Genomic DNA, 17,674 nt, shown 5'->3' on the forward strand with positions numbered 1-17,674 from the left:
AAACAGATCCCTGAATCCTATGAACAGGTCGCATTCGCCACGACAATCGCCTGATTCAGGCTTTCAGGCGGTAATGTAAATGGTGCGAAACACTGTGACCCTTTGCCCTCACCCCACCGAATCAGTAGTTTTCCCTGGAGTGGCAAGCCGCTGAGGTAAATTTGCCCGTCATCGCCGACCATACTGGTGATGCCCGTGGTTTCTTCGCGCACCACCGAGCCGAACGGTACTGCTCGCCCACTACGGGTTACGGTGATGATTGCCCGCACGCCCACGCGCGCCTTAAATTCCGCACGCACCAATGCGCCATCCGTAGGCACCACGCTGCTGACGTTGTTTTCAATGTCGGTGTGGTTATCCATGGTGTTGGTATCGAGAGCGATACGGTTGTGGCGATATACCGTGGCGTAAGGCATCACCGCATATCCGCGCCAGTCGGTTTTCACCCCGGGCTGGTTTTCGACACCAACCCCGCTGGCTCCCTGTGCTTTTATTAATACGTTGGTGTCACCAAGCGGCTGGCTAAACGTGATGCCATCGGCGTGACCCACCACGCCGCCAGAAGCCTGCCAGTTGTAGTCGTGTTGGTCGCGGTCGTAGTTGTAGCCCAGCCCCAATGTGCCGTAGGTAGCCTGCCAGTTAGCCGAGGCACTTCCGCTGTAACCGTTAGTGTCGCTGTGGCCTTGAGTGACGCTGTAATTGAGGTTTCGGTCTTCAAGTAATGTTCCGCCGATACCTGTTTGCACAGTGGCATCGCCATCTGCGTTGTTACTGGCAGCAAAAGTGGCGTAAGCGCGATCGATGGTGCTGTTGCGCGAATAGCCATGCCCCAGCAGGGTGCTAAATGGCACCGAAAGGTTAAAGGCCATAATGCGATCGCTATCGGCGATCCCGACGGATTTGCTCCACGACATCGAAAGTGAGTAGCTGATCCCGCGCCAGCCGCTGGCATACCCGGCCTGATACCAAGTGTTGTTCTGGCTGGTTTCCCAGTAAGTTTGCTGGCTGCCTGAAACATAGAGCGACCCGTAATCACCGAGCGATTGAGAAACGTTGATTTGAAATCGCCCGCGCTTGCTGTAACGCAAGTTGTGGTAGCTCTGCACAACCGGCTCATCTTTGCGTCCACCATCCGCTTCGTCGGCATATTCGTAGCCTTCGATATTTTTGTATGCCACCTCATCAAGCGTATAAAAACCACGCGTGGAATAGCGATATCCCAACAACTGGAAGTTAGTGCCGTAACCGCTGAGGGATTTGGCGTACAGAAATCGTAGCGACTGGCCCTGATGTTTGCTGTCATCTGCAAGTCGGCTGCTGGCGTGGGTAATATCCATTGAAAGTGCCCCCCACTCCCCGAGATTTTTCCCGGCCCCCAGCGCCACTGAGGTGTAGTCTTCGGCAAGCTGAGTGCCGCCATAGGCGGTAAAACCGTAGGGTAAACCCGCAATCAGGGTGGCCTGGGTGAAGAATGGCGTATCCTGTTGGTCGCTTCCGCTACGGAAATCCCCGGCCACCAGGTCGAATTTCAGCCGCCCTTCCCGTTGCAATAACGGGACGGTGGAATAAGGCACGGTGTATTTTTGCTGGGTACCGTCTTTTTCTTCGAGAGTGACCTCCAGATCGCCGCTGGAAGAGGTGGGATTGAGGTCACTGATAGTAAATGCACCCGGTGAAACGTAGCTTTGGTAGATCACAAAACTGTTCTGGCGAATGGTGATTTTAGCGTGGGTTCGCGCGATACCACGTACCGTTGGCGCGTAACCTTGCAGGCTGTCGGGGTACATACTGTCAGCCGAGTAGAGCCGCGCCCCGCGAAATCCCAGACTGTCGAACACATCGCTCCCCGTGTTGCTATCGCCTAATACCAGCTCGCTTTTGAGTGGAATAATCGTCCGTTGCACATAGGTGCTGATGTTGTTCCAACTATTAGCGTGGTAGCCATCACCGCGAGTGTAGTTCCAGGCACCGCTGTTACGCAGCCGCCAGGCTCCGTAGTTCACACCACTTTGCAGGCTTAAATAATAGTTATCGTCGTCGCTGCCATGGTTGCCGGTAAAACTGTAGTTGAGCAGCGCTGCCGGAATCCCTTCGTCCCACTCCTGCGGCGGTATATAGCCCCGGGCACTGTTAAGCAGCGATGCCTGCGGCAAACTGATATCCAGGCGTAGTTTGGCAAAATCGAAATTTGTCTCGGAATCAGGGATCAGCACCGCGAGCGGCACACATTCTCCGGACTTAAACTTCGCAAGCGCTGGATAAGCGAGCATGTTCAGGCCCAGGCGCTTCAACCAGTCAGTGTCGAGACATGGTACCAGACCGCTCGATTCTGCTTTTCCGCCACTGGCGTCGCTGGCAATAAAACGGAGATCCTGGGTCGAGATAAATTCATCGTTACGCCAGATGTCCACGCGATAGACACCCGGTGCCTGATGGCTACCTTTTTCAAAACGCGATAAATCTGCCACGGCGGCATCTTCTGCCGACAAAAACCCAGGGTTAAAGTAGCTTTCCCCGGAGCTGATTACCGGCCACAGTGCGGTTACTATCATCGCTGCAAGCGGGGTGACTGACTTGTTGATCATCTGCCAGATATCCTTGTTGCGCAGATTACCTGCATCACAGCATTACGCCCGCTTGCACAGGCGTCACCGCGCCGTAGTCGTTCACCGTCTGGAAGGAGATAGCACCTTTCAGCACAGGCGAAACCGCCACTTGCGACACGCTCTTTGGCGCGACCATGGTATTGGCGAGTTTTTCGTTGCCGACTTTCAGATTGACGGTGCTGACGTAATACGGTGAAGGATTGTGAACGCTCAGTTGCCCGCCGCTGCGGCTAAAGCGCAGTTGTTTTAGCGCCTCTTCTGGCTGCATTTTCAAGTTTTGAGGACGCACAAACAGCTTGATGCGCGACAAAATCGCCAGTTGCAGTACGTTGCTGCCGTCGAGATTATTTTTATCGACCGAAGGAATCGCTTTCACGTTCATCCAGAAAATAGTTTCGCGGTCTGTTGGCAACGGTGGCCCGGCGTAAATAATACGCAGTGTGTTTTCGCTCGATGGCTCACTAACAAAAAGTGGAGGTGTGACAATAAAACTTTTATCTCTGGCACCTGCACTATTTTCAATCCACGAGTTCACCAGAAAGCGTTCTTTGCTATCGCTATTATTAATTGAGAGCGAAGTTTGTTTTGCCTCGGCAGGATAAATAACCCGTGTCGCACCCAGCGCAACGCCCCCGGCAGCTTGTGCATTGAAGCACAGCATTAACAGGCACAGCATTATGGCCGAGCCTTGTTTAAATAAAGTCGTCATCACACGGCACCATCATTATTACTAACATTAAAATGTTTAATTCAGGAATAATGAATTTCTGTTCATCAATGAAAGAAGCCTCATTTCTGAGGCTTGCGTTATCCCTGCAAAACTTGCTTATTCGTATTTCATTACAAATGTCGCATCAGCGTTGGCCTGGCCTGCTGTTGCGATGGCTGCGGTAGATTTATAGCGCGCGGTGAACGGCAAGGTGTTCGTCCCGTCAATCAGTGTCTGCGCGGTGGAGAAGACAGAACCATCCGGGGTCAACACTTTCGATTTGCTGTCGAGGATTTCGATACCGACGCCGCCTGCTGTGGTGCTGTTGTCACCCGAGTTAATCGCCAGAAGCGTAGGGTTGGTGCCGTCAGTCTGGCCTGAGAATGAGACAGAAGCCAGGGTGGAGACTGTGGTATCGCAATCGTTAAGCACGATGGTGAATGGGATCTGCGCGGAGGTGTCACCCACTTTAGTAAACGCCGCCGTACGGTATTGGCCCAGTTTCACCGTTTGATCGGAAGACTGCGTGCTCACCGCACAGGCCGCATTCACCAGTTCACCTTTAAAGTGAACCGTACCGCCATTTACAGTCACTACATCGGCCTGTGCTGCACCGCTCACTAATGCAATACCTGCAACCAAAGAGGACGCAATTTTGCTGAATTTCATCGAGATTCCTTTAATTATTAAATTACCCTGTGTGAATAATGCATCCTTCATTATTCCAGTGAATAACCGGGGTCATATATAGCCAACCCCCTCACCTCAATCCTTAAGGAGACATTTATTTATCGTTAGCAATGAAGTCTAAATTAATATTTAAAACACCATCTCTTCGACGATGAGCAATTTAAGTTAAATGAATATTTAATAACATGTAACAAACCTTTATCTTGCCTCAGCAATGTCCTATTAAGCTCTAAGATATCGACCTGCGACTTCCGGATGGATGAGTGATGCTGACGAAGAAGCACCATGAAGGGTGACGTCTGGTGAATTAAGCAGATAAAACCTGGTACACTCAGCGCCAATTCAAGATATTCTTAGCAAATTGTTTTTACGCCGCTAATTTATTGATTCACTGGATCTGTCCTGATGATACCAAAAATGTTAAAAATGCCTTTGCTGCTGCTGGCATTGTTGTCTTGTTTAATGGTGATGCCTTTCCCGTCTAATGCGGATGACCCTACCGGGCAAACAGCCAGTGAAGAGCCGGTTAAGATCAATGCCAGCACGGTCATTCCCGCGTTGCAAAAGCGCCTGGATTCACTTAAACAGCGAGTATCCGCGGCAAAAACCGATAAACAATTCACCAGCCTAAATGACGATTCGCAAAAATTGGTGAGTGAAGCCGATAAGCTCGCCGTTGCACTGGCACCACAATTAACTCAGGTTCAGGCGCAATTGGATGTTCTTGGACCGGCACCGGCACCAGGGGCACTGGCCGAAACGCCGCAAGTTGTTAGCCAACGCAAACAACTGAACAACAGTAAAACCTTGCTCACCACACAAATCGAGCAAACCAAAGCCATTGCAGTTGCCGCGCAAAACCTCTCTTCGCAAATTTCTGGATTGCGCCGCGATGCGCTGAAAACACAAATTGCCCTGAATACCGGCAGTATTCTTGGCGAAAAATTCTGGTCACCCGTATTCGAACCCAACGACAAAGACGCTGTACGCTTCGGTGAATTTGGCACTCAGATTAGTGATGCCTGGGCCGAGGCCTGGAGCGATGAATGGCGAATAGGTTCGGGTATCTATCTGTTACTCGCGCTGGGGATTGGGGTATTTGGTCGTTTCGGGCTGGATAAACCAATGAACTGGATTCTGCCTCGCTGGCTGCCGCAAGGCCGTTTTCGCCGCAGTTTCCTCGCCTGTTTCACAACCTTAAGTACTACGCTGACGCTGGGTATCAGCATACAATTGCTGTGCTATACCTTCACGCGCCTGCCTGATACCTCACCATGGGTTAATGAGTTTGCCGGACAACTGGTCGAGCTGACCTATTTTTCCGCGGTGATTGCCGGTCTTGGCATCGCATTGCTCTCCAATAGTCACCCCTCCTGGCGTCTGCCGGGTATTGCCGACCCGCTGGCAAAAACGCTGGCGTCATTCCCGATTTTACTGGCAGCCTTCATATTTATCTTCGGTATCATCGAGCAGTTGAACTCGCTGGTTGGAGCGAGTATTGATGCCACGTTATTTGGTAATGGTCTGGCCGCTTTGCTGGTTGCACTCAACTGCCTGATTGCACCTGTTCGCGTCAACCGGATACGCAGGAAAATGCGTGCCGAAGGTGAGCAAACAGAAGCGCGTTCAACCGTTGCGGGCCTTATTCACCTCGTCATCAGCCTCACCGCTTTTGTTATCCTGCTGGCGCTGTTGATTGGTTACATTCCACTGGCCCGTTTCGTCACCTTTGAATTGTTATGGATTGGCCTGGTGGTTTGCAGCCTGTATCTGCTGATTCACTTCGTGGTGGACTTGTGTGAAGCGGTATTCTCTCCGTCAACCCACAGCGGGAAAATCCTTAAAAGCACGCTGAGTCTCAACGACCGCCATCTGTCGCTTGCCGCGACTCTGTTCTCAGCGGTTGGGAAGACATCACTGCTGGTAATGGCCGCAGTCGCTTTGCTTAACGGTACCTTCGGCACGACAACGCCAATGGAGTTACTGACTAAAATCGCGGATATGTGGGGTGGTAAAGGCCTCGAAGGGATGAACATCATCCCGGCACATGCACTTAATGCGGTGTTGTGTCTGGTGGTGGGTTGGTATGTACTGCGCTCTACTCGTCGCTGGCTGGATAACGATTTCCTGCCAAAAACCAATATGGACCGCGGCCTGCGTGCTTCGCTGGTAACACTGTTCACTAACGTCGGTTACGTGCTGATTATCATGCTCACGTTGTCGATGCTCGGTATCGAATGGAACAAACTGGCATGGATAGTCAGCGCCCTGTCGGTTGGTATCGGTTTTGGCTTACAAGAAATTGTGAAGAACTTTATTTCCGGCTTAATTCTGTTAACCGAGCGTCCGGTAAAAGTGGGCGATCTGGTGAGTATCAGCGGTGTTGAGGGCGATATTCGCCGGATTAACGTGCGCGCGACCGAGATCCAGTTAGGCGACAAATCCACGGTCATTGTGCCGAATTCCCAGCTTATTTCGCAGAACGTGCGTAATGCCACGATGGGGAATGCACAAGGTGTGGCAACTATATCTCTGACTTTCCCCTTGGATATCGACCCTGAGCAAGTCCGTAATTTACTGCTTGAGGCATATAATCTGCATGAATCAATTCTGGAAACACCTCAGCCCTCAGTCAGCTTTAAAGAACTGGGGCCAACCGGGATTGTGCTGAGCGTTACCGGTTATGTGAACAGCCCAAGAATGGTCAGCTCAACGCGCAGTGACCTGCTTTATGAGATCCTCAAAATGCTGCGCGCGGCAGGAATTAGCCTTAGCCAGACACAAACGATGATCCTTGAGCAGCCAACAAGCAAAGTTGTAACCGAAGAGTAATACCTGGCCGCAATGTGCTAAACCAGATTGCGGCCATCATTTATCACTATTAAGAATATTCACCATAAAACCCATTCACCAATTTGATATAAATCAGTATCGGTCATCTCGCCCGGCAGCATTATCTCGCTCCGGAAATATTTCCCTTCTCATATTCACGCTTGTGAATAGATTGAGAACAAATTCTGATAAGAGAGTTAATGATGAGCAAACTGAAAACGTTAGTGATGGTTCTGGGTTTTGTCGCTTTTTCTGCTAGTGCTGCGCTGCCGCTGTTCAACGGTAAAGGCCACCCGGGTGATGTACATATCGACCAGGGCGGCCCGGTTTACCTGAACGGCAAAGAGATGAAGCTGAAGAAGGTGAACGATAACTACTACGAAGCGACAGGCCAGGGCGTTGTGCTGTCTATCTCCATAAATCCGGACGGAACTGCAGGTGTCAGTTGGACCGGTAAACATCGCGCAAACGGAATGATTGTCTCTGCAGAGCAAGCCGCTATCGACGCAAAAGGCGTATCCGGTCGTCCACTGGATTGCAGCCGTAGTGACCTGACCAAAGCAGAAGCGAAAGCCTGCCAATAAAAAAACCGGTCATGGAAGACCGGCTTTTAGCACTGTTCAAATCAATTGCTATTAAGACAACAACTCAATTGGTTCTGAATTCCCGCGAGCACGCCACAACACCACCCAGCGTTGAATCGACGCCACCATAATCACCAGCCCCAATGCCACCATCACAATTGAAATCGTCCCATTGAAAATGTTGAAGCCTTTGGCTGCACTATTGAAGTAGACGTTTTTCACCATCCAGTAAGCCGCATAGTTTACTGTCACATACAGATAAGACAGTGGCACCAGACAGGTCAGCACGTACCAGCGTTTTTCCGACATACGCAGAATAATGGTTGCGCCAATCATCAGTCCGATTGAAGCCATTAGCTGGTTAGAAACACCAAACAATGCCCACACTGAGTTGATATCGCCAGAGTTCAGCAAATAGCCCCACAACAGGCAAGCGACGATGCTGCAACCAATTGCACCCGGCATCCAGTTAGTGCGTTTGAGTGGTGGCCAAATATCGCCGAGGAAATCTTGCAGCAAGTAACGTGCAACGCGAGTACCGGAGTCTACGGCTGTCAGAATAAACACCGCTTCAAACATCACGACAAACTGGAAGAAGTAGGATGCCAGATGGCTGAACCACGGAATACGCGTAAAGATATCAGCCATACCGACGGCAAGTGTTACAGCCCCACCAGTACGTCCATAAAGGTCAAGACCGATAGATTCGCTAAGCTGCGGCAAATTCACCACATCCATACCAAGGCCAGCAAACACTTCGCGCGAGGAGTTAATGGCAAAGTAGTCAGCAGGATGCAACGAGGTGGCAGCGATAAGCGCCATCACGCCAACTACACATTCCGCAAGCATCGCACCGAAAGCAACGGGCAGAATATCGTTCCATTTGTCGATTTGCTTAGGCGTGGTACCGGAACCGATAAATGCATGGAAACCGGAAATCGCGCCGCAGGCGATGGTGATAGAAATAAACGGCCATACCGGTCCTGCCAGCACAGGGCCATTACCGTGGATAAACTGCGTCACCGCCGGGAACTGAATTTCCGGGTTGATGAACACCACACCAACGACCAGCGCACCGAAAACACCGATTTTCATAAAGCTTGAGAGATAACCACGTGGTGTCAGCAGCATCCAGACAGGCAGCGCAGTGGCGAAGAACGCGTAGAACGGCAGCACCAGGCTCACTGTTGAGGCACGAAGGCTCAGCCACTCGCCAAATGAAGATTCCTGAATATATGGGCCAATGATCACACAGGCGAAGATAACAATAATCCCAACCCAGGTTGCACCGCGCATACTGCCGGTATAACGCTCCCAGAGGCCAACGCAAATCGCTACAGGGATAGTCATAAACACCGCGAACGTGCCCCATGGGTTACGTTCGAGTGCATGCACCACCACCATCGACAAACCCGCCATGGTAATGGTGATGATGAATAGCATAGCAAGCCCGGTACACCAGCCAGCCACCGGGCCGAGCTCCGCTTTTGCCACTTCTGAGAGTGACTTCCCGCGGTGTTTCATCGAGGCGAAAAGCACTACGGTGTCGTGCACCGCACCACCCACCACACAACCGATAAGCAGCCATAAGAAGCTCGGTAGATAACCGTATTGTGCCGCCAGAACAGGGCCGACTAACGGCCCTGCTGCCGCGATTGCGGCAAAGTGGCTGCCGAAGTTAACCCATTTTTTGGTTGGGACGTAGTCTTTGCCGTCCTCAAGAACATGTGACGGTGTGATTTCTGAGTCATCAGCATTCAGAACTTTACGGACGAAAAACACCCCATAAAGACGATAGCAGATGGTCAGAACACACAAAGTCGCGATAACAAAAGTTAGTGCGTGTTGCATAACCCACTCCATTGCCAAAGGTAAAAAGTTCAGCGCTATGCTGGCATGGGTTGGTTATGCAATAGGCGGGTGTTTTGGTGAGCGGTTGGATGGGGAGTTAAGCGGTTGCAAATGGGGGGGGAGCGGTTTTGGATTTCCTCTTGTCAGAGTGAGTCCTATGCCAGGACGGTGGTTTTCCGTTCACCTAAAAGTACTTCGATCCTTCATAAATCTGCGAACGGTGAACGTGCCAGGTGGCTCACGCCAGCCCCCTGGCAACCCCGGCGTCCGGCAAATCAATCGCCGCAAGCGGTAAACCTCCATTTTTCCTCCGTGTCCGGGTCGGTTGCGATTCGTTCCAGACGATCGCGCCCTCCAGCCGTTCCCGACGGCTGGACCCGGCCACCTGGACTCAAAATGGAGGCGATTGAAGCCGGAACCAAAGGTCAACTTCAACTTCAACTTCAACTTCAACTTCAACTTCAAAACCAAAACCAAAACCAAAACCAAAACCAAAACCAAAACCAAAACCAAAACCAAAACCAAAACCAACAGACCACACCGCGCTGGTTTTGACCTTGTTCCCGGCTTCAATCGCGCCGTTTTTTACCCTTCAGTCGGGGTCACGTGGTCGGGAACCACGTGAGTGAGCGATCGTCGGACAAAAATGTCAGGAACATTTTTGAACAACGCTTGCGTTGGCCACGAAGTGGTTCGGCACAGGGATGTGCCGAATAAACGAATCGCGAACGACCCCGAATGTTGGGTGAAAAACGGTGTTTACCGCGCAGCGGCGATTGATTTGCCGGGCGACGGGGTCGTAAGGGGGATGACGTAATCCCCCTTACCCGTTCACCGTTCATCGATATTTACGGGATCTAATAACTTCCAGGTGAACGGAACACCACCGTGCCCAACATAATCCCCCAGTTTACTTCTGCGCTGGTCTCAGCGCCTTAACCTGATCCACCGTCACATCCCCCGGCAAACCACCCCATGTCACACGCAGATAATTCACCAATTCGGCAATTTGCTCGTCGTTCAGACGATCACCAAACCCTGGCATACTTTGCATACTCTCCCCGTTAGGGAAATTCTGCGCAGGCAGGCCGTCCATCACCGAAACGATCAGGTTCTTCGCATCGGGCTGGCGCAGCGTCGCGTTGTTCAGCATCGAAACCGCAACGTGCGGTTTGCCCTCGCCTTCACGGGCGTGGCAGCCTGCACACTGATCCAGATACGTCATGCGCCCTGCTTCGTTGCCCTGGCCGAGTTTCGCCGGGATCGCCGCCGGAGGCGCTTCGCCCATCAGGTACGTCGCCATCGCTTTTTGATCTTCAGGCGTCAAATGCTGCGTGCTCAGATCCACCACCATGTGCATTTCGCTAAATGCGCTGCCCTGTGGCGCAATGCCAGTGGTGAGGAACTGCTTCACGTCGTCCGGCGTCCAGCCGCGGTTGGCCAGCGCTTTTGGCGTAATATCGGGAGCCATAAAGCGCCCGAGTTCTCCGCCCTGCATCGCTTTGTCGAGCTTCATCTGGCCGAGTAATCCACGCTCGGTATGGCATTCGCCACAGTGCCCAAGCACGTCAGCCAGATAACGCCCACGCTGCCAGTCGGCTGAGTTGCCAGTGGAAATAGCAGGCAATGAATCTTTGCTGTGGAACATAATATTCCAGCCAATCAGCGCGATACGCTGGTTGAACGGGAAGCTCATTTCGTTATCCGGCGTCTTCACGTCCACCGCCTGGCGCGTCATCAGATACGCATAAATATCGTCAGAATCCTGGCGCGAAATGTTCTTGTACGAGGTGTATGGCATCGCCGGGAACAGATGGCGTCCGGTTGGGCCAACGCCCTCGGTCAGCGCTTTGTAGAAATCATCTTTCGTCCAGCGACCAATCCCGTAATCAGCCGACGGGGTCAGATTGCTGCCGTAGATCGTGCCGTATGGGGATTCCAGCGGGTAGCCGCCCGCCAGCGGTGCGCCGCCGGATGCTGTGTGGCAAGCCGCGCAGTCAGCAGCTTTGGCAAGATAACTGCCGCGCTCGATTTGCTCTTTGCTGGCGGTGACTTTTTGCACCGGGCCGTCATAGGTGCGGTATTCCCGCCAGTACAGAATCGCCACGATAATGGCGATAATCACCAATACGATTAGCGTGAGACGCTTTTTCATTTCACCGCCTCCTTCACCAGCCCTGGCGTTTTCAGCACCACGTCGCGCACGGCTTCGTAGTAACGCACGTAGCCGGTGCAGCGGCAGATGTGGTTTTCCAGCGCCTGGGAAATCGCCCCTTCCAGTTCATCGCGCTCGATCGGCTCGCGCTTGAGTTTCTCAACAAAAATCGTCGCCGCATTCACAAAACCTGGTGTGCAGTAGCCGCACTGGAAGCTGTAGTGATCGAGGAATGACTGCTGGATTGGCGAAAGCTCGACGACTTCACCCTGCTCATCGACTTTGGCGTGGCCTTCCACGGTGCGGACTTTTTTGCCGTTAAAGAAATGCGCGCCGGTAATGCAGGTGCGCACTTCTTCGCTGGTGCCGCTTGGATTATCGACAATCGCCACACAGGCGTGGCAAATGCCCTGCCCACAGCCGAGGCGCGAACCGGTCAGATAAACGTATTCGTGGAGGAAATCGATCATCATCAACCCTTCCGGCACGTCAATCGGGCCGTACGGTTTATTGTTGATGGTCAGGGTCATTGGTTTGGTTTTGATGCTCATGGTAATACCTCACGAATATTTTCAGCACGGACAGGCAAATCACGGAAACGGTGACCGGTGGCGTCGGCAAGGGCGTTAACAATCGCGGCAACCACCGGGATCATCACCACTTCTGCCATGCCTTTTGGCGGGTCAGTTTCCGAAAGCGCAGGCAGGATATCGCCGGTCTGTTTCCAGACGGCTACATCGCTGGCGCGCGGCATGTGGTAACGGTTGAAGTTCCATGTGCCGTTACCCGGCCCGTCTTCGTAGAGAGGTAAATATTCGTGGAGCGCGTGGCCGATACCCATCGCCAGGCCGCCCTGCAACTGCCCGGAAACCAGTTCCGGCACGATCAAGTTGCCGCATTCCATAATCGAGTGGTGATTGAGCAGCTCGACTTCGCCGGTTGCGAGGCTGACCGCAATTTCTGCCAGCGTGCCGACCGCGCTGTAGTACGTCACCGCCGCGTTGTTACGCTGGGTTGGCGGGTAATAAACGTGTTCACGAGCAAGCGTTACGAATTCGCCGTTGCCGTTGCGCACCGACAGGCCATCAATCGGCAGGCGTCGGCTTTGCTCGCCCAGTTTGAAATCGGCTTCTGCCCACTGCCAGCGGTTGAATACGTGCACCGCAGCCCCCGTCATCAGCCCCATTTCGTGGGCTTTTTTCGCAATCCTTTCGAGGCTGAGAATTTCCATTCCGGCCGCAGTTAAGCCACCTTCAACCCAACGGGCATCGTCGATACGCACCACTAATGGAGCCGCCTGGCCGCCGCCGATTCCGGTGCTCCAGATTGCCATCGCCGCAGGCCACACGCCCTGCTCGAACACTAAACGCGCCGCTTCACGCGTGCTGTGCGAGAAGTAAAAAGCCGAGTTGCTGGCGCTTGATGGCGAGCAGTAAGACGGTGACCACGCCGGGTTTGCCGCCAGTTTGTCCTGCTCTTCCTGGGACATAATGTACGGGTCGCCACTGGTGACTATCGGTAGTGTCGACCAGTCGGTGACGGAGAAATGCGCTTCGTCGGCAGGTTTCCCCAGCCATTGCGCGCACAATACCGATTGCGAGGTCGACATGCCGGTGCCCATTTCCGCGCCGCTGTGGTGCAAAGTAATGCGTCCATCGGCACTCAATTCCACACGCGCAAACGAGGTTTCGGCACCAGTGCCAAAGTCTTTTTGCACACAGCCAAAGCCGACGCCGTAGCGTTTGCCTGGGTTCTTCATTTCAAATTCGGCTTTGCGTTCAGCACGTTTCAGCCAGATTTCATGTTTTGCCGCTTTCGCCAGCACTTCATCCACGCGAATCGCCCCGGCCGGAATGGCGCCCTGGGTGTTTTTCATGCCGGATTTCAGCGCGTTGCGCATACGGAATTCGATTGGGTCGATATTCAGCTCGGCGGCGATTTCATCAACCATCATTTCGGTGGCGGCCATGCTTTGCAGCGTGCCGTAGCCGCGAGCGGAACCGGCGTCAATAGCGCGGGAAGCGATGCCGACTGCCGACAAATCACTTTTCGGGAAGTAGTAAATGGACTGCGCAGCCGTCGCGCCGACCATGGCAACTGATGGCGTAAAGTTGCTGCGCCCGCCGCCGTTGGCGGTCATATCGCCTAAAAACGATTGCAGCACGCCGGTCTGTTTGTTCACCGCGATGGTGTAATTCATGTCAAAGGCGTGGCGTTTGATTGAGGTCTGGAACTGCTCGTAGCGGTCGTTGGCGAGGCGCACCGGATGGCCATCGCCATACATCGCGGCGATCGCGCCGTAATACGGGAAGTTGTAGTGGTCTTTCGAGCCGTAGCCCACGGTGTAACACGGATGCAGAATTAGCTGTTTTACCGGTGAAGTGGCTTTTGCCAGCATGCGCGGCATTTCGTCGGCCACTTCCTGCGGGGACTGCGTCGGCACCACCATATGCAGCGTTTGTGTGGCGGGGTCGAACCAGCCGTTGGCGTTATCCGGCTCAAGGGCGGCGGTGTCGATGGATTGCGAGGTGTAGCGGCGGTTCATCACCAGCCAGTTCTGCGGCGGGTTTTTCAGCTCGTCGGCAATTTGAGAAGCATAGAACATGCCTTCCTCATCCAGCTTGCCGCCTTCGCGCCCTTCCGGCCAAACCGGCAGATGCTTTTTCATCGACACCGGGAAAATCGGCATGTCTTTCAGGCTGGAGAAATGATCGTCATCCTGCGAGGTAGCGCCGCCGACGCGCACGAAGCGGAAGGTTCCCCATGGGTCACGTTCCAGCGGGCCGGTTTCGGCACCGTACTGAATCACTTCATCTTTGAATTTCAGTTTGTCTTTGGCGAAACGGAAACGGGCAAAATCGTGGTAGATCAAAATCGCCACGGCCTGGCCGAGATACGCCGGAGTTTTGCCGGTTGGCAGCAGCATGTCTTCGCCGTAGAACGCCGGGAATGCCAGGCCATCACGCGCCAGATCCTCAGCGGTGACGATGCGATCCGGTTTCAGCTCATCGCCCAATAAAGAGAGATCGATACCGCTAAATAGCCTGTCGGCTTTAGTGGTGCGCAAAATAAAGGCGTGAGCCTGTTTCTGCGGCCAATGAGGCATGTCTACCGCGCGAATATCGCGGGCAAAGACTTTCTGCCCCATCACTTTTGATTTCCCGTCGATTCGGAAACGGATGCGCTTGTTTTTGGCATCCCAGTTCGGCGAGTGAAGGATTTTTTGTTCGAACAGCGCGGCATACGCACGGCTATAGAGAGGGGCAAGATACACCGCGACTCCGGCAACCACCGCGCGTTTAATAAAACTGCGCCGTGATGGATTGAAATTGCTCATAAAACATCCCATTTAAATTTATTATTGTCTTTTTTTCAAACAATTATGCGTAGTTCTTATTCATTTCCGTAGTGAATATAAGTATATATATTTAAGCTAAACCATGTGAGAATTAACATCTCATTTTCATAAAAAAAACATTGTTGCGCAAATTACTCATCATATTGCGTAATCAGGAAGGTAGTGAGGAATCACCCTTGAACATGAAAGCAGGCATTATTATTGCCGCCGCAGGATGTGCCGAACGCTTCAAAAAAGCGGGCGGCGAAGGCAATAAACTTAACGCGTTGCTCAACGACAGCAGCGTGTTTGCGCAAACGCTATGTAATGCACTGGCTTCTGGCCTGCAAGTGCATGTAGTGACGCGGCCGGAAAACAGCAAGGTTCAAGCGTTGTGCCTCGCACAGCAGATTCCCGTTACGCTGATTGAAAGTTCTGGGTTGGGTGAGTCGATCGCAGCCGGTGTTCGCGCGAATGCGTACTGGCAAGGCTGGCTGATTCATCTTGCGGATATGCCTTTTGTTCCACCGGCGGTGTTTGTGGAGGTGGCCGATGCACTGAAATCTCACACGCTGGTGCGGCCATGTGTTAGCACACAACCGGGTCATCCCGTGGCCTTCGACCGTAACTGGTACAGCAAACTCAGTCAGTTAACCGGTGACAACGGTGCACGTGAGTTGTTACGTGGCGAGTCCGTGCACCTCATCGAAATTGAAGATGCTGATTCCCAGCGCGATATTGATCTCCCATCACAACTGGTTCAAAGGAGTGAGTAATCATGCAACAGATTGATATTAGTGTGATTCACCAGGCTCGTGAATGGCTGGAACAACAACCCGTCTGGTTATGTACGGTTTTAAATACCTATGGTTCCTCACCCCGTTCACCAGGTGCGTTAATGGTGGCAACAGCCGACAATCGTTTTTGTGGTTCACTTTCCGGTGGCTGTGTAGAAGAGGATTTTTTGCAGCGTATTGCTCAGGGTGAATATCAGCAAGCCAGCCAGATTGTACGTTATGGCGAAGGTGGTCTGGAGCCGGGTATTGCGTTGCCCTGCGGCGGGATGCTGGATATTTTGGTGGAATATCTCTCTGCCACCCCCAGCAATATTATGTATCTGGAAAAGATGGCCGCTGCGCTGGCTGGCCATTTTGCCTTGCAAAAACGTCTGACGCTTCCCGAGCCTTGTCGCCACCTTGAAGTTACCGAATTTGCCGATATCACCCAGGTTGAGCGCAACGGGCAGCAGATTACTTTGCATGTCGCCGCCGCCCCGCGCCTGCTGATTGCCGGGCTTTCCAGCGTTGCACTGTACTGCGCCGATTTTGCCAGCTCGTTGGGTTTTGAAGTCTTAGTTTGCGAGAATCGCCCGGAAGCGCTGGAAAATTTCTCCGCACAGCTTAAAGCCGACATCACGCTGCTGAAACAATTTCCCGCGAACTATCTCGAACAAAATTCCTGCCACGCGAATACGGCGATTGTAGCGCTAACCCACGATCCGCGTATGGATGACCTGACAATGATGGAAGCGGTGAATACGCCTGCGTTTTACATTGGCGCGATGGGGTCGCAGAAAAACAGCGCAAAGCGGCTGGAGCGTTTGCAAAAAATCGCCGAGTTAAACCCGGAAGAATTGCATCGCATTCATGCGCCAATTGGCCTGCCGCTGGGCAGCAAAACGCCGGCTGAAATTGCGTTGGCGGTGATGGCAGATATTGTGAAGCGGAAGAACGAAGCGCGGGGATAGCATCGGATATTCGAGGTTTTGTGTCGGATGACGCTGGCGCTTATCCGACCTACGAAATGCATTCGTATAGTGGATAAGCGCAATAAATCTTACTTCTTCGCTACGTGTACGCGTGCAGTTAAACCACGCAGGAAGTAGCGCAGGAACTGGTCGCCACATTCGCGGAAGTTTTTGTTCTCTGGGGCGCGCATCATCGCGGTGATTTCTGGCATAGAGATACGGAATTCTTGTGAGGTCAGAATTTCCAGCACGTCGTCAGTTTTCAAATCAAACGCAATACGCAGCTTTTTCAGGATGATGTTATTGGTCATCTTGCGTTCGATTTTTGGAGCCGGTTTGCTTTCGTCTTTGCCGCGCTTGAAGTAAATCAGGCCGTTCAAGAAGTTTGCCATCAGGATATCCGGGCAAAGTTTAAAGTTCTCTTCGTCTTCTTTTTTGGTCCAGCTAACAATCTGCTCGGCAGTAACGGCAGTGTCGGTCAGGGCGAAGATTTTCACCATGTCGTCGTTGCCCAAATTCAGCATGTAGCGCACGCTGCGTAATACGTCGTTATTCATCATAGTGGTGATTCTCTCGTTCTAAATCTTGCAAGCGGGGGTATTTCTAAAGCGGGCAGTATATAGCGTTCTGCCGCCGCGCGCAGATTTAGTAATGAAGTCGGCACTGGAAAATGGTGAGGAGGTCGTCACTAACACTATAAACCAGACGGTCAGCATCATTGATTCGTCGGGACCACAGCCCGCTGAGGTTTTCACGTAAAGGTTCAGGTTTTCCCAGTCCATCAAAAGGATTTCTTTGAGCATCTTCAATGAGTTTATTGATGCGCTTTAAGGTTTTTTTATCCTGCGTTTGCCACCAGAGATAATCCTCCCAGGCGTGATCGGTCCACGCGAGCAGCCTATTCGCCGTCTTCATCGATAATCTCTCTCCGTGAGATTTTGCCTGCCTGTGCCTGCGCAATGGATTCCATCAGGCGAGTCGCATTTGCCGGAGAACTCAGCAGATGTACGGTTTCCATCAAAGAATTGTAGTAATCCAGTGACATCACTACCGCATCTTCAGCATCCCGGCGGGTGATAACCGTGATATCGGCATTGTCTACAACTTCATCAAGAACCGTTTTGAGCCGATTACGGGCTTCGGAGAATGTAATAACCTGCATG

Annotated in this window: 15 protein-coding genes and 1 pseudogene; 5 read left to right on the top strand and 11 right to left on the bottom strand. The window is 52.6% G+C overall.

Annotated elements, in window-relative coordinates:
• Positions 1-17: 17 nt before the first annotated feature.
• The 3 genes and pseudogenes from LVQ77_RS09785 to fimA all read right to left on the bottom strand — a co-directional run.
• Positions 18-2,531: pseudogene (locus LVQ77_RS09785) on the bottom strand (fimbrial biogenesis usher protein); the annotation flags it as partial.
• An 88-nt stretch (positions 2,532-2,619) separates the two neighbouring features.
• Complete coding sequence (fimC, locus tag LVQ77_RS09790) at positions 2,620-3,315, bottom strand: type 1 fimbria chaperone FimC (protein ID WP_255666861.1); 696 nt, start codon at positions 3,313-3,315, stop codon at positions 2,620-2,622.
• Positions 3,316-3,432: 117 nt separating this feature from the next.
• Entirely contained in the window at positions 3,433-3,984 is a 552-nt protein-coding gene (fimA, locus tag LVQ77_RS09795; RefSeq protein ID WP_232904344.1) for a type 1 fimbrial major subunit FimA, read from the bottom strand.
• Between the two features lie 438 nt (positions 3,985-4,422).
• Here fimA and LVQ77_RS09800 point away from each other — a divergent pair, with 438 nt between their 5' ends.
• Together LVQ77_RS09800 and LVQ77_RS09805 are read left to right on the top strand one after the other, a co-directional pair.
• Positions 4,423-6,837 (top strand): DUF3772 domain-containing protein, encoded by a 2,415-nt coding sequence (locus LVQ77_RS09800; protein ID WP_503489113.1) that lies wholly within the window; start codon positions 4,423-4,425, stop codon positions 6,835-6,837.
• A gap of 203 nt (positions 6,838-7,040) precedes the next feature.
• Entirely contained in the window at positions 7,041-7,421 is a 381-nt protein-coding gene (locus LVQ77_RS09805) for a hypothetical protein (protein WP_232904345.1), read from the top strand.
• 51 nt (positions 7,422-7,472) lie between these two features.
• Here LVQ77_RS09805 and LVQ77_RS09810 read toward each other — a convergent pair whose 3' ends face one another.
• Together LVQ77_RS09810 and LVQ77_RS09815 are read right to left on the bottom strand one after the other, a co-directional pair.
• Positions 7,473-9,272: a carbon starvation CstA family protein gene (locus LVQ77_RS09810; protein ID WP_232865185.1), complete on the bottom strand. Its 1,800-nt coding sequence runs from the start codon at positions 9,270-9,272 to the stop codon at positions 7,473-7,475.
• A 391-nt stretch (positions 9,273-9,663) separates the two neighbouring features.
• Entirely contained in the window at positions 9,664-9,813 is a 150-nt protein-coding gene (locus tag LVQ77_RS09815; protein WP_232904346.1) for a hypothetical protein, read from the bottom strand.
• Positions 9,814-9,933: 120 nt separating this feature from the next.
• Between LVQ77_RS09815 and LVQ77_RS09820 the strand changes: the two genes are divergently transcribed.
• The gene (locus LVQ77_RS09820) at positions 9,934-10,089 is read left to right on the top strand and encodes a hypothetical protein (protein ID WP_232904347.1); all 156 of its coding nucleotides are present in this window, start codon (positions 9,934-9,936) and stop codon (positions 10,087-10,089) included.
• A 93-nt stretch (positions 10,090-10,182) separates the two neighbouring features.
• Here the strand turns inward: LVQ77_RS09820 and LVQ77_RS09825 are convergent, their stop codons facing one another.
• From LVQ77_RS09825 to LVQ77_RS09835, 3 genes are read right to left on the bottom strand one after another with little or no spacing between them, the layout of a single operon-like run.
• Positions 10,183-11,427: a c-type cytochrome gene (locus tag LVQ77_RS09825; RefSeq protein ID WP_232904348.1), complete on the bottom strand. Its 1,245-nt coding sequence runs from the start codon at positions 11,425-11,427 to the stop codon at positions 10,183-10,185.
• Positions 11,424-11,978, bottom strand: coding sequence for a (2Fe-2S)-binding protein (locus tag LVQ77_RS09830; RefSeq protein ID WP_120065299.1), 555 nt, complete (start codon positions 11,976-11,978; stop codon positions 11,424-11,426). Before LVQ77_RS09830 ends, LVQ77_RS09825 begins: the two co-directional genes overlap by 4 nt.
• Complete coding sequence (locus LVQ77_RS09835; protein WP_232904349.1) at positions 11,975-14,764, bottom strand: xanthine dehydrogenase family protein molybdopterin-binding subunit; 2,790 nt, start codon at positions 14,762-14,764, stop codon at positions 11,975-11,977. The genes LVQ77_RS09830 and LVQ77_RS09835 overlap by 4 nt, the downstream gene beginning before the upstream one ends.
• 203 nt (positions 14,765-14,967) lie before the next feature.
• On the opposite strand from LVQ77_RS09835, the gene LVQ77_RS09840 reads away from it, so the two are divergent.
• Both LVQ77_RS09840 and LVQ77_RS09845 read left to right on the top strand, forming a co-directional pair.
• Positions 14,968-15,540: a nucleotidyltransferase family protein gene (locus LVQ77_RS09840; protein WP_232904437.1), complete on the top strand. Its 573-nt coding sequence runs from the start codon at positions 14,968-14,970 to the stop codon at positions 15,538-15,540.
• Positions 15,541-15,542: 2 nt separating this feature from the next.
• A complete protein-coding gene (locus LVQ77_RS09845; protein ID WP_232904350.1) occupies positions 15,543-16,511 on the top strand; it encodes an XdhC family protein in 969 nt (322 codons plus the stop codon).
• A gap of 89 nt (positions 16,512-16,600) precedes the next feature.
• Here LVQ77_RS09845 and LVQ77_RS09850 read toward each other — a convergent pair whose 3' ends face one another.
• The 3 genes from LVQ77_RS09850 to LVQ77_RS09860 all read right to left on the bottom strand — a co-directional run bounded on the left by LVQ77_RS09850 (position 16,601) and on the right by LVQ77_RS09860 (position 17,673).
• Entirely contained in the window at positions 16,601-17,071 is a 471-nt protein-coding gene (locus LVQ77_RS09850) for a YehS family protein (RefSeq protein WP_232904351.1), read from the bottom strand.
• An 85-nt stretch (positions 17,072-17,156) separates the two neighbouring features.
• The gene (locus LVQ77_RS09855) at positions 17,157-17,426 is read right to left on the bottom strand and encodes a Txe/YoeB family addiction module toxin (protein ID WP_151994449.1); all 270 of its coding nucleotides are present in this window, start codon (positions 17,424-17,426) and stop codon (positions 17,157-17,159) included.
• The gene (locus LVQ77_RS09860; RefSeq protein ID WP_151994450.1) at positions 17,410-17,673 is read right to left on the bottom strand and encodes a type II toxin-antitoxin system Phd/YefM family antitoxin; all 264 of its coding nucleotides are present in this window, start codon (positions 17,671-17,673) and stop codon (positions 17,410-17,412) included. The genes LVQ77_RS09855 and LVQ77_RS09860 overlap by 17 nt, the downstream gene beginning before the upstream one ends.
• Position 17,674 lies beyond the last annotated feature (1 nt).

The organism is Buttiauxella cochleicola (genome assembly GCF_021282435.1).
GTDB classification, from domain to species: Bacteria; Pseudomonadota; Gammaproteobacteria; order Enterobacterales; family Enterobacteriaceae; genus Buttiauxella; species Buttiauxella massiliensis.